This is a genomic window from Ruminiclostridium papyrosolvens C7 (genome assembly GCF_000421965.1).
In the GTDB taxonomy this organism is placed as follows: domain Bacteria; phylum Bacillota; class Clostridia; order Acetivibrionales; family DSM-1351; genus Ruminiclostridium; species Ruminiclostridium papyrosolvens_A.
Genome location: NZ_ATAY01000024.1, coordinates 83,451 through 96,258 on the forward strand (window position 1 = coordinate 83,451; position 12,808 = coordinate 96,258).

14 protein-coding genes and 1 tRNA gene are annotated in these 12,808 nt (G+C 35.4%); 1 reads left to right on the forward strand and 14 read right to left on the reverse strand.

The features are described 5' to 3' along the window. Nucleotides 1-50: 50 nt before the first annotated feature. The 11 genes from era to L323_RS28720 all read right to left on the reverse strand — a co-directional run bounded on the left by era (nucleotide 51) and on the right by L323_RS28720 (nucleotide 9,582). Nucleotides 51-947 (reverse strand): GTPase Era, encoded by an 897-nt coding sequence (gene era / locus L323_RS28670; RefSeq protein WP_020815084.1) that lies wholly within the window; start codon nucleotides 945-947, stop codon nucleotides 51-53. Between the two features lie 19 nt (nucleotides 948-966). Further along, nucleotides 967-1,356, reverse strand: coding sequence for a cytidine deaminase (gene cdd / locus L323_RS28675; RefSeq protein WP_020815085.1), 390 nt, complete (start codon nucleotides 1,354-1,356; stop codon nucleotides 967-969). A gap of 28 nt (nucleotides 1,357-1,384) precedes the next feature. Beyond that, a complete protein-coding gene (locus L323_RS28680) occupies nucleotides 1,385-1,762 on the reverse strand; it encodes a diacylglycerol kinase family protein (protein WP_020815086.1) in 378 nt (125 codons plus the stop codon). An 8-nt stretch (nucleotides 1,763-1,770) separates the two neighbouring features. Next, nucleotides 1,771-2,256 carry an rRNA maturation RNase YbeY gene (gene ybeY / locus L323_RS28685; protein ID WP_020815087.1) on the reverse strand — a complete coding sequence of 162 codons (486 nt, stop codon included), beginning with the start codon at nucleotides 2,254-2,256 and terminating at the stop codon, nucleotides 1,771-1,773. After that, nucleotides 2,243-4,480: an HD family phosphohydrolase gene (locus L323_RS28690; protein ID WP_020815088.1), complete on the reverse strand. Its 2,238-nt coding sequence runs from the start codon at nucleotides 4,478-4,480 to the stop codon at nucleotides 2,243-2,245. The genes ybeY and L323_RS28690 overlap by 14 nt, the downstream gene beginning before the upstream one ends. Nucleotides 4,481-4,502: 22 nt before the next feature. Continuing rightward, nucleotides 4,503-5,471, reverse strand: coding sequence for a PhoH family protein (locus L323_RS28695; protein WP_020815089.1), 969 nt, complete (start codon nucleotides 5,469-5,471; stop codon nucleotides 4,503-4,505). Nucleotides 5,472-5,477: 6 nt separating this feature from the next. Beyond that, nucleotides 5,478-6,674 carry a sporulation protein YqfD gene (gene yqfD, locus L323_RS28700; RefSeq protein ID WP_020815090.1) on the reverse strand — a complete coding sequence of 399 codons (1,197 nt, stop codon included), beginning with the start codon at nucleotides 6,672-6,674 and terminating at the stop codon, nucleotides 5,478-5,480. A 33-nt stretch (nucleotides 6,675-6,707) separates the two neighbouring features. After that, a complete protein-coding gene (gene yqfC / locus L323_RS28705) occupies nucleotides 6,708-7,049 on the reverse strand; it encodes a sporulation protein YqfC (protein ID WP_020815091.1) in 342 nt (113 codons plus the stop codon). Nucleotides 7,050-7,067: 18 nt separating this feature from the next. Continuing rightward, on the reverse strand, nucleotides 7,068-7,997 hold the full coding sequence (pdaA, locus tag L323_RS28710; protein ID WP_020815092.1) for a delta-lactam-biosynthetic de-N-acetylase: 930 nt from the start codon (nucleotides 7,995-7,997) through the stop codon (nucleotides 7,068-7,070). 171 nt (nucleotides 7,998-8,168) lie between these two features. Next, complete coding sequence (locus L323_RS28715; RefSeq protein ID WP_020815093.1) at nucleotides 8,169-8,873, reverse strand: DUF881 domain-containing protein; 705 nt, start codon at nucleotides 8,871-8,873, stop codon at nucleotides 8,169-8,171. Then, nucleotides 8,851-9,582, reverse strand: coding sequence for a DUF881 domain-containing protein (locus tag L323_RS28720; RefSeq protein WP_020815094.1), 732 nt, complete (start codon nucleotides 9,580-9,582; stop codon nucleotides 8,851-8,853). The genes L323_RS28715 and L323_RS28720 overlap by 23 nt, the downstream gene beginning before the upstream one ends. A 160-nt stretch (nucleotides 9,583-9,742) precedes the next feature. Here L323_RS28720 and L323_RS28725 point away from each other — a divergent pair. Beyond that, nucleotides 9,743-9,818, forward strand: a tRNA-Trp gene (locus L323_RS28725). Nucleotides 9,819-9,980: 162 nt separating this feature from the next. Here the strand turns inward: L323_RS28725 and L323_RS28730 are convergent. From L323_RS28730 to queC, 3 genes are read right to left on the reverse strand one after another with little or no spacing between them, the layout of a single operon-like run. Beyond that, a complete protein-coding gene (locus L323_RS28730) occupies nucleotides 9,981-10,727 on the reverse strand; it encodes a radical SAM protein (RefSeq protein WP_020815095.1) in 747 nt (248 codons plus the stop codon). A gap of 1 nt (nucleotide 10,728) precedes the next feature. Further along, the gene (locus tag L323_RS28735) at nucleotides 10,729-11,193 is read right to left on the reverse strand and encodes a 6-pyruvoyl trahydropterin synthase family protein (protein WP_020815096.1); all 465 of its coding nucleotides are present in this window, start codon (nucleotides 11,191-11,193) and stop codon (nucleotides 10,729-10,731) included. Between the two features lie 49 nt (nucleotides 11,194-11,242). Then, the gene (queC, locus tag L323_RS28740; RefSeq protein ID WP_038275472.1) at nucleotides 11,243-11,920 is read right to left on the reverse strand and encodes a 7-cyano-7-deazaguanine synthase QueC; all 678 of its coding nucleotides are present in this window, start codon (nucleotides 11,918-11,920) and stop codon (nucleotides 11,243-11,245) included. Nucleotides 11,921-12,808: the final 888 nt, after the last annotated feature.

The window sequence follows — 12,808 nt, forward strand, 5'->3', positions numbered from 1 at the left end:
TATATTTCTACATCATATATTCTCTCACAATCCGCCAAGAGTATACCCGATTAATTCTTATTTGTTTTATAACCAAGTGTTTTGAGCATATTATCGCTGTTTCTCCAGTCTGACTTTACCTTTACCCAGAGTTCCAGAAATATCTTTGTGTCCAGTAGACGCTCAATTTCGTATCTGGCAGCACTTCCGATTTTTTTAAGCATACTTCCCTGCTTACCTATGATTATGCCCTTGTGAGAGCTTTTTTCGCAGTATATGGTGGCCTGAATATTTATAAGTCCGTCTTCCCTTTCCTTGAAGGATGTAACCTCCACACCAACACCGTGAGGAACCTCGTCATCAAGATTAAGCAGCACTTTTTCCCTTATCATTTCAGCAGCAATTACTTTTTCAGGTTGATCTGTCAGCATATCTTCCGAGAAAAACTGCGGCCCTTCGGGTATATAATCCAATGCCTCTTTTAATATTATATCAATACCGTCATTTTTTAATGCCGAAATCGGAATAATCGCTTTAAAATCCATAAGTTTGCTGTAGCTGTCTATTATTGCCAGCAATTTATCCTTGCTAACCAAATCAACCTTGTTCAATATAAGAAAAACAGGAGTTTTTACCTGCTTCAATTGCTGTATTATGTTAATATCCTGGGCTCCCGGCTGCGCGTTCGCTTCAACCAGAAACAGAACCAAATCAACTTCCTTTATTGTCTCGGAAGCAACATTTACCATATATTCTCCAAGCTTCGTTTTTGGCTTGTGAATACCCGGAGTATCAATCAATATAAGTTGGCATTCTTTATTTGTTATAACGCCTCTTATAGTATTTCTTGTAGTCTGGGGTTTGTCCGACATTATTGCAATTTTCTGACCTGTAACCGTATTTAAAAGTGTTGATTTCCCTACATTTGGCCTTCCTATTACTGATACAAAACCTGATTTATATGACATTGTCTCCTCCAATATATTATTAAAAAGTTCTGAATGCGTTTGGAAGTAAATCCCCAAACCTTATTTTTTTATATTCACCATTTTTTTTAGTGCATATTAATTCCATTTCATCATCTGCAAATTCAGCCATTACTTGCCTGCAAATACCACAAGGATATATGTAGTCCTCATCATCACTGGCTATAGCAATTTTGTCAATCTTTATCCTGCCCTCTTCTGAAACAGCCTTGAATATAGCAGTTCTCTCTGCGCAGTTTGTTGCACCAAAAGAAGCTATTTCAACATTACAGCCTGTATATACTTTTCCTGAAGCTGTTAATAGTGCAGCCCCCACCCTGAATTTTGAATAAGGGACATACGCTGTATCCATGGCCTTTCTCGCACAAGACGCTAGCTCCATATCATTCATCTTGAAGCCTCCTTTTTGTTTCTAACAACTATGCTAGTAAAATAGTCAATTTATGTATAACTTTATCCCACAGAATAAGTAATCCTATTACAATACTAAAAATTGCAGATACAAAAACTGCTCCGGCTGAAACGTCCTTTATAATCTTCGCTTTTGGGTGGTAAACATCAACTATTATGTTAACTACAACTTCTACAGCTGTATTAATCAATTCAAAACAAATTACCATTGCTACTGTAAGGCAAAGTATAGTAAACTCGATTTTGCTAACACGCACCCACAGTGACAGCAATATAACTATTGTACCAATGACTAAATGGATTTTCATGTTTCTTTCATTTACAATAGTATACCAAATTCCTTGAAAAGCATTATTAAAGCTCTCTATAGGATTTCTGTTCTTCATAACACTCCTTAATCTCTGGGAAGTCCGATTTCCTTCAAAATGTCTTCCTGCCTTTTGAACATTATCTCTTCCTCATTCTTTTCCATATGATCATATCCTAAAAGGTGGAAACATGAATGTGCTGTAAGGAAAGCCATCTCTCTTTCAAAACTGTGGCCGTAGGCTTCCGCCTGTCTCTTGGCAGTTTCAGCAGAAATAATAATATCTCCCAAAATTAACTCCCCCACTTCAAGGTCATAGTCCCCTTCATCGGATATAAGCTTACCGTCTTTAAAATCTACCATAGGAAAGGATAGAACATCTGTTGATTTATCTATATCCCTATGTTCTTTGTTTATATCTCTTATCTCGCTATCATCTACAATTAAAACGCTTACTTCGTAATCTTTGTCAAGCTTCTCTGACTTCATACACAGTTTTATTGTCGTTTCTATAAGGCTTTCTATTTTTTTGTCTACTATAACTTTATTCTGCTCATTTTCAATTATTATCAAGTTTTGTTCCTCCACCTGTTCTTTTATCTTCCGAATCCTTCTCCTTATTATACTCTCCCTTTTCCTCAATAAAAATATCCTTTTTTAATGCGTCTTTTATTTCAGGATATTGTTCTCTTGCATGAAAATAACCGCTGAGTACTCTCATAAAGGATTTAGCTATAGTATCAAGGTCTGAAAGCGTAAGCTGGCACATATCCAGCTGACCGTCGTCCAGCTTATCCTTGATTATTTTTCTTATCAAGCCTTCTATTTTTCCTTCAGTTTTGTCTGTCATTGATCTTACGGCTGCTTCTACTGAATCTGCCAGCATAACAACAGCTGCTTCTTTTGTTTGAGGCTTTGGGCCTTCATATCTGAAATTCTCCTGTTTTATTTCTTCATCCCCGCCGGCTTTCATTGCCCTGTGAAAAAAGTAAGCTACCAGAGTTGTGCCATGGTGCTGTTTTATTATATCTCTGATTGCAGTAGGAAGCTTGTACTTTATAGCAATGTCTACTCCATCCTTGGCATGTGATGTTATGACAAGAGTACTAAGATTGGGAGTCATCCTGTCATGGGGGTTTTCGTTTAACTGATTTTCTTTAAAAAAGTCCGGCCTTTTCAATTTTCCAACATCGTGAAAATAAGCACCCGCTCTGGACAATAAAGCATTTCCTCCGATATCCTCCGTTGCTATCTCTGCCAGATTCCCTACCATTAGACTGTGATGATAAGTTCCCGGTGCTTCTATAAGTAACCTTTTTAACAACGGATGATTTGGATTGGAAATTTCCAATAGCTTTAACGGTGTCACAATATTGAAAACACTTTCCAAAAATGGCAACAAACCTATAGTAAGTACCATGGAAATCAGCCCGTTTAGAAAGACTGCTATACTGTCTGTAATAATTGTTTGCAAATCACTTTTATATATAAAGTTCAGTGCAACTACAAGAACGACATTTATCAATCCAAGTAGTATCCCATTCATGGACAATTTGCTGCGTTGGCTTGCTTTGGTTACAAGAAAAGCAGAAATAACCCCACAAATTAGGCCCATAAACAAAAACTTGTTATCACCCTTAATCATAATTGAAATACCAACTGTAAGTACACAGTTTATCACAACGGCAAGCTCCATATTTAAAAGTATTGAAACCAGCATTGTACCTACAAAAACCGGTATTACAAGACCCTCGTAGTAAGGAAAGAGACATCTTGCCAGAACAAGTATTATAACAACTATTAAGGATAATAATAGTAAGTCCTTTTTGTCGTTGTATATTTTTTTGTTATATTTTTTAAGAAACACTATAACTAAACCTGCAAGAAATAAAATAGTGGCAAGAATACCTATTGAGAAAAGATAATCATATTTACTTTTTGTTTCCAGCAAATTCAACTCTTCAAGAAGCTGCAACTTGTCCTCAGTTACCACGTCACCAAAGCTTATAATCCTTGATTCCTTTTTGATTTTTACAATATTTGCATCGTTATTGTAGGCTTCCTGCTGTTTCTTTGCAGTAGCCTCTTCGTCTATAACCCTGTTTGGCTTTAATATTGCTTTTACAAGTTGATTTCCAATATTTTTAAGTTCCTGACTTATTCCCTGTTCACTTTGATAACTGTTCTGCAGCCTATGTATGTGAATTGCAAGATTGCTTTCAGTTACCTCTTCAGACATGGCATCAGAAACAAGCCGACGGGTAATCTCTTCAAAATTATCAAGTTCTGTATCTGAAATCTTGGATACAAGGTAATTTATCTGGTCTGCTGATAACGGTATATTCAGCTGTGATACATGCTGTGTAAGGCTACTTATTGCTTCGTCACGGGCCTGTTTCAAATACACATCATAATCTCGGGTGTTTGAACCTACACCAAGCTGTTTTAAATATTTATCAATACTATCTCTGGAAGATGAAACTGCCTTGAAAAAATCATCTTTCTTATAAATAACCTCTACAAAAGCTTTTGTATCTTCCTTATTAACGGGCTCAACACTTTCTCTTGCAGATATTCTGTTTTTTTCTGTCAGGACCTCGTTAACCAAATCTCTAGGTGCTGTAATATCGTAGGTGGACACATCCCCCACACTTAATCTGTATTTTTTAGGAAGTGCCCCCGTCTGAATTATTATAAATGCAATCAGTACTGTAACAATAACAAGAAAAGCACGCTGAAAAGCGAAATTTCTCGCAATCTTTTTCAGCCTGCCATTACTTTTCTTCTTTTTTATCATTGGCTTTCCCCCGAATCCAAGCTCACTTTTTGTTTGAATCGTGTTTATCGTATGCGATTATAATTTTTTGCACCAGTTCATGTCTTACAACATCCTTTTCTGTGAGGTTAACAAATGATATTCCTTCTATATCTGAAAGTATATTGGTGACCTCCCTGAGGCCTGATTTCTTGTCCCCCGGCAAATCGACCTGTGTAATATCACCGGTAATAACTGCCTTTGAATTAAACCCGATTCTTGTGAGAAACATTTTCATCTGTTCAGGTGTTGTATTCTGGGCTTCATCCAATATTATAAAGGAATTGTCTAAAGTTCTTCCTCTCATATATGCAAGAGGTGCTATCTCAATCATACCTCTCTCCAGATACTTTAAATAAAGGTCAGCGCCCATAATCTCATATAAACCATCATACAAAGGTCTTAAATATGGGTCTACCTTATTCTGCAAATCCCCCGGTAAAAAGCCCAGTTTTTCTCCGGCCTCCACCGCCGGCCTTGTCAGGATAATCCTGTCGACTTCCTTATTTCTGAATGCAGTTACAGCCATAGCTACGGCGAGGAAAGTTTTTCCAGTTCCTGCAGGACCGATGCCAAAAACTATGTCATTCTTTTTAATGGCATCAACATAAATCTTTTGACCATGGGTTTTATATTTTATCTGTTTACCCTTTGCAGTAAGGCAAACATAATCTGTAAGAATTTCATCCGCCTTTTCTATCTGTTTTTCATTAGACAAACCTACCAAATAGAGCACATTTTGTCTGGTAATGGACTGTCCTTGTTTAGCAATGTCAAGAAGCTTGTTAAGAACTGTTTCAGCCTTACTTACACTCTCTGTCTCACCGCTTATCCTGATGGATGTACCCCGTGTTAAAACTTTTACTTTAAATGCCTCTTCTATAATCTTTATGTTTTCATCATAATTTCCAAATATATTCATTGCATGTTCAATTGTATAAAACTCTACACTTCTCTCAGTTATATCCGCCAAGTGTTATTAGCCTCCTATCATCTGTGTAACTCCAATGTCTTCTATACATTCTACCGTTACTGTGGCAGTTATCTTACCACTATCATTTTCGGTATAGTATACATTCTTTTTAGCTATCTCTGCTCCTTGCGGTATCTGTTCCTGTACTTGTTTAAATGCCTTTTCGGCTGCTAATTGTTTTGCTCTGTCAATATCAAGCTTTTCCTGTATTAATTCATACTCATAGTATTTATCAACGACCCACTCTACAGGTAAAGCAAGATTCTTACCTAAAGAAAGTTTCTTTTTTACCTCTATGTGTTCTGCATTATTATATGGAATTTTTCTATGAAATAATTTGAATTTTTTTGTAAAAAAAACAAGAGAATACCTTTCTTTCTCAAAACCCGTTCTTCTGGTTTTAACAAGCGTTTGCTCCACCTGACTACTGGCTTCATACCATGTCCTGGCTTTTACAGACCCCATTGAGTGAACCATAAGCGGAGGAGCTTCAGGATTTTTTACGTTCTCTATTGTTCCGGTTACAAGTAGCTGGCCTTTTGTTACTGTATCACCAATTTTTACAGTTTCAAGGCCTTCTTTTGCTACTATTGAGTATATAACACCATCCTTTGCTGCAACCAAATTGCAAGGTATTTTTTTATCTATTAAATCCGGAGGTTTCACCCTTTCAGAAACATTGACAAAAACCCTTGTCCCCCGGACCGAAACACTGATCCTTGAGAGGTCATTTATCCCAAGCATTATATTGTCTACCACGTTATCAGGATTTATGCTGAATTTTAATGCTCCGGGCTTTATTCCGTTTTCATAAAGCTTCTCTAATATAACTTCTGTGGAAACCTTGTCATTTCCGGTAACCGATACATCCCATATAAATGAGGATATTATGAAAAAAGTAATTATACATACTGCTGAACCAATAATAAATGCCTTTCGGTTTTTGTATTTGTATATTAAAAAAGGAAGACCTTTTTTTCTGCCAATATGTACTCTGCACCGGGATTTCTTTGCAACAGGGCGCAACATTCTAAAATCTTTTATACTGATTTTCATAGTCAGTTTGCTACTGCTGTTCCATTTTACATTCCATAGTCTGATCTGACGATGAGTACATATATTAATAAATTTTTCCAAAAAATATCCTTCAACTACTATAATAACATATCCAAGTATATAATTCCACAACCTCCAAATTAACATTTTCGTTACCCCCGTATTTTCCCTTGAAAGTAATTACTTGAGGAATTCAAGTGACAGTATGTTTCCGTATACCATAATATTTTCTGCCGTAATCTCTTTGATATAAATATCAGTACCTGTTAATTTAATAATCCCGGACGTAGTATTTACACGTATTACTCCTTCCGCATATTCTACAATTCCCTTGTAGTTTTCGATAATAACATCCCCGTTGCCCAGCATAACAAGTTTAGGCATATTTAAAACAATCTCTTTTGGTAACTCAAGCATCTCCGTGATTTTCTCTCTCAACTTAGGTTTGTTGCTTTTTACCGAAGGAGTTTTTATGTTTTTCTTATTTTTGTTTTTACCTGCCGAACTCATTCTCCCCGCCATATCCAACCCTCTAATCGTTTAATTTGCCAGCTCCTGAACGTTACCAAACTCATAGCCATTTTCACGTGCTCCTTTGATAATCATACCCAACGCATCTGCATTATCTTTTGACACCGCATGAAGCAACATAATCTCACCATTATGGAGATTACGCATTACTACCTTATATGCGTATTCAGGACCTCTTACCTTATCCCTGTACCAGTCATCATATGCAAAACTCCAGAAAAGGTTGCAATATCCAAGCTTACTTGTAATACTCAGGGTACGTTCACTATATTCACCCTTTGGTGGCCTGAGAAAATTCATTTTTGCGCCGAATTTTTCTGTAAAAGCACGCTCCAGGCCCACCACTTCCTCTTCAATTTGAGTATCGTTTTTTTCCGGCAGACTTGGGTGGTGTATTGTATGGTTTCCAACGGTGTGTCCTTCCTCAACCATCCTGCGTACTAAGTCCTGATGTTCTTTGAGATACGGACCTGTTATAAAAAAAGCTGCCTTTACATTATTGTCCCTGAGCGTATCAAGAATTTGCCCTGTATAGCCATTTTCATAGCCCTCATCAAATGTAAGGTAAATTGTCTTTTTACTTACATCTCCGAGATATTTGGCTCCATATTTTGAAAGCAGTTCAGGAGTTCCCGGATCGGCTCTGGGTGTTTGGTTATTTGGCTGCCTTGCCATACCCCAGCATCTTTTTTTATCGTTTGGATATGAATTTTTATCGGATACTTCTCCTTCTGTGGCTGAGCTATTTCCTTCAACAAGCCTTCCTGTAAGCTCAGTTGAAAAATCAACGTTATTACTGCTCGCACTGTATACCCCTCCAATATCAGAAAACCCGGAATCCGAATTTGAATCCCTATGTTTCTTTATTGTAAAAAATACAAAAATCAAAGCTACGCCTACTATTAAAGCCATTACGGTAATCGCCTTATTTTTTTTCAATCTTATTACCTCCGTCATCTCAGTTGTGCTAAAGCCTGAAATAAAAATGTTTCTCATATATTTATATATAGTTCGTCTATCTTTTTAGAACAACTTTTACCTATAACAAAAAAATCCTCAAAGAAGTGAGTTATATCACTCTCTAAGGATTCTTACAATGTTAGTCTTAGTCTATTTATCATTTTCCACTATTTTAAGTTTATCTGTTTTTATTAATTCTTCACCTATTGGAGGAATTTCAACATTATCTGATTTCTGAACACTGACATCGACGAAAACTTTAATTTGTTCAAAAACCCCACCGACCATATTTAACGCGTTCACTGCGTCATCAGGATCAACAATAGCCTTTATAACATACGGCGGAAGTACATGCCTGCCATTAACATTTATATATCCACCTGCTCCTCTGACTTCACTTGTATCAATTATTCTTTGGTCATTTATTGCAAGTGCCTGAGCATCTGTAGCTCTAAGCTCATTTAATACGAATAGAAGATCATCATCCTCAACGCTTAAAGCATCATCTTTGCTGAATGTAACAACGACCCCTCTTCCTTTAACATTAGTTAACCCTGCAACAGTTTTTAGCTTTTGTATTTCATCCGACAAAAGTTTTAGATTTTCATCTGAATTGCCTCTTGCATTCTCAAACTTGGATAATTGGGTTTGTAATTCATTAAGTTTTGCTCTTAAATTCTCATTATTTTTCTGCTCATTTAGTATTTTTACGACCAGATCATCTTTCTTCTGATTTTCCAATGTCATTACCTTTGCATTATTTCGTATACTTTGAAACTGCCATGACAGTGCAAGTCCAAGAATTACACATACTAATGCTATGGATATGTTTCTACTGCTCCTTTTTGCTTTCATTATCTGCTACCTCCAGCTTGGAAATCAATCCATTGATGTCATTCATGAATTTTGGTATAACAATGCTATTTTTCTGTTCTACAGTAACACGCTTTTTATATTGAATAAGTCCACTTACCACGTCACTATCCTTTATTGCAGAGTACAACTTGTCAGGGTCGCCAATTGCCTTTATTTCAAAAGGAACTGCATACCTGTTTTTGTTTATTTTTATGGTAGGGCCTGCACAAATCTGTTCACTGGTTGCAATAAGCCTTTCATCATTTATTGCTATGGCCTGTGCTCCGGCATCTCTCAAATCATTTATAATACCATAAACCTCGTAATCGTGAATTATATAATTCATTTGACTTGCAGGGTCTGGGTTTTCTGCATCATTTAAGGTTATTACTACACCATCCCCGGTCACATCTGTTAACCCTGATATGAATTTAAGATAATCCAGCTCATTTTTTAAGCTGTTACTGGAATTCGTTCCAGGAGAAGCTTTCAGAAAATCTTCTTTTTTATGTTCCAGTTCTGCTATCTGTGCCTTATACTGCTCTCCTTCCTTAACTCTTGTATCCAGTTGACTTTTTAGCCTGTTATAATCAAGTGTAAGAGCAGACTGTTTTTGCATGCTGACAGTACTTCTTATTTGTACTGTAACTAGCATACCAAAAATGGCAAATATGATAAATAGAATAATAAAATTGTCTTTTACCTTCATTATAGCCTCTTCTGTATACTTTATTATTTTCTTCTTTGGTTCCCTCTTATATAATTTTACTTTTTATACACAGTTTTTTCAAGGAAAAAACATTTTTACTTATTTTTTAAGTTTTTCATTGACAAAATTATATAGTCTATTGTATACTAATATTCGTCTTAGGGGAGTAGCGCAATTGGTAGAGTAGCGGTCTCCAAAACCGTCGGCTGCGGGTTCAAGTCCTGTCTCCCCTGCCAAAAGAAAGCACTTAGAAGATTTATTCTTTTAAGTGTTTTTTTATTGTTAAATACAACCTAAAAGCCTAGAACTGTAAAAGTACTAGGCTTTTAATTCTAATTTGCATAATTATTAATTTTTATAAGATGGGAAATATTTTAGAAAATTAGTTCGGGTATACTTTAAACTCCCCTTGCCTCTAGAGGCCAAATGAATTTGTGAATTTGAAGGCTCAACCTCACAGTTAATTCGTATTCCTCAAAGTAAGCATTTTTTTCCTTTAACATATTAACTATTTCAATACAATCCAATTTCCCAAAAACAGGCGAGAAATTAATAGTAACACCTGTTTGAGATAGAATATTTCTATGTTCTTTAATGGTTTCAAATGCGAATTCCAAATCTCTCCGGCTGCCAACTATAAATTTGATTTCATCATCTGAACCTAATAATTTGAAATTTTCATTATAAATATTATAGTTCGACATTCCAGAGTCAGGGCATTTGACATCTAAAGCATAGTTTAGCTTTAAAAAATTAGTATCTTCAACAAAATCATTTAATTCAGTCTTACTATACAAAGGGTAGCTCCCGTTAGTCTCAATCCTCACCTTAAATCCTTTTAAAGCTAGATATAAAGGAAGATACCTCTTGACCTTATTTAATTCAAGAGGCTCTCCGCCAGTACACAAAACATTCTTGCAATTATAGTTGTCTAATATATTAACAATTTCATTTGGTTTAAGTTCTTGAATGTCATTGCTGAACTCGTTGTAGCTATACTTAGTATCACAATAATCACACCTCAAATTACATCCAGCCACCCTTACAAATGTCATAACTGAGCCTGCAGATACTCCCTCCCCGGAAACACTGTTAAAAATCTCAATAATAGGCATTCTACTCTGTTCAAATTGCTGTAGATTCATGCTATACCTCTCTGATAACTTCTGCAAAGCTAGTCGTGGTTTCCCATATTTTTATTTTATCGACCACAATATCACTATCGACTAGTTCTTGAGTTAGATCATCAAAAAAACTTGCTGCCATTTCCTCAGCAGTAGGTCTATATTTAACTGTTGCAACTTTCTTTCCGCTACTCCTTAATAATTCTGCTATCTGACGTTCTACAGAATCATTGGTATCACACCAAAACATAAAGGCATGATCCAGAGGCTCAATTATTTTTCTCTGAACTATTGCTTTAAGGTCAGAAAAGTCCATAACCATCCCGTCTGAGTGTAGCGTGTCTTCAAGTAATCCTTCATTTTTTCTCGATATCTGAACCTGCATTCTATATGTATGACCATGTAGGTTACTGCACAAGCCTCTGTGGTCTGATAACATGTGCGCCATATCCCAAGAAAATTCTTTAGTTATAGATATTTTACCCAATCACTTCTCTCCTAACTTCAACATAATATTATAAGGTTAAATTTTTCACTTAAAGCCCTATATATTTTATCGGGTCTTTTTCCCCCGCCTCTTTAAATGCCTTCAATCTCAGGGAACAACTGTCACATGTCCCGCAAGCAAATTCTTCACCACGGTAGCATGTCCATGTAAGACTATAATCTACTCCCAATTTAATACCTAACTTTATCTCATCTGATTTAGTCATACATACCAAAGGAGCATGAATTTTTATTTTTTTACCATCTTCAACAGCACATACCGTACCAAAGTTAATTGCATTTTCCATAGCATCAATAAACTCTTGTCTGCAATCTACATATCCCGAATAGTCAACTTCACTTACCCCGATAAATATATCTTGCGCACCGATTACCTCTGCGTAAGATGCCGCAAAGGATAAGAATATCATATTTCGTGCAGGAACATACGTTATTGGAATTTTATCCTTATTTATGTTGCTATCCGGTACACTAATATTAGTGTCTGTTAATGCAGATCCTCCCCATGCATCCATATTTGTATTGACAAAAATATGTTCTTTAATGCCAGCTTTTTCTGAAATTATCTTGGCACATTCAAGCTCTTTATAATGCCTCTGTCCATAATTAAAAGATATAGCATATACTTCATATCCTTCAGATTTTGCTATGTATAAAGTTGTTGTGGAGTCCATACCTCCTGATAATAAAACTACTGCCTTTTTCAACATTACCAAACCCTTTCATATTTTTAGCTGTAATACCAATAATTTACCATTTAAATGTATTAATTTCAAATTTAATTTCCATAATCATTAGCTATTAACTATAATTTATGTATAGTTTGAGTTAACATTTTAATTAATAGTATGAAAAATAGGCCACCTCAATTAAATTTTTCTCTGTATTACTTTGTTTATACGACATCTCGTACCACAAGAAAAAATAATTAAAATGACCATCTTTAACAAGTAGATATAATATTTTTTTTAATTAATTTGGAATACTCTTGATTTTAAGTAATTGCTAATTTTTTTATTTACGGTAGTAAAGCTAGAATCTGTCATGTCTCTTCTTGAATATTATGCTTGTCGGAATATTTTTTGCAGGACACAAAAAGGACAAGGTTACGGAAGGTCAAGTGAACATAACTATACTAATACTACCTATCCAAAATTTAATTTTCGGATGTCTATACTACCGTAAAACAAGAAAAATTTTTGTTGCGAGGAGGATGTCATTCTAAGACTGATTAAACTTAATCATCGAACAGAAATGAAAACTACTAAAAACTACAAAAACTATTATAGCACTGAAAGTCCCATAAATCAATAGTTTTGACAAATTTTATATCATATCTTATATTTTACAATTACTTTTATATTTTGACATAATACTTGTTTTATCACAAATAAATATTATTTATTTACATAATTTGCATTGTGTTTTTATAAAAAATCCATTCGCAACATATAATATTCCTCTTTTAGATCTTGCAGACTGGTAAACTTAAATTAATTTTTTCGAACTTTTCCCCACATCAAACCCTGCTAGGAGTTTCATCTCCACTGGCACGGGTGCTCCAAATTTACATGACGCACAACAAAGCAAAGCCT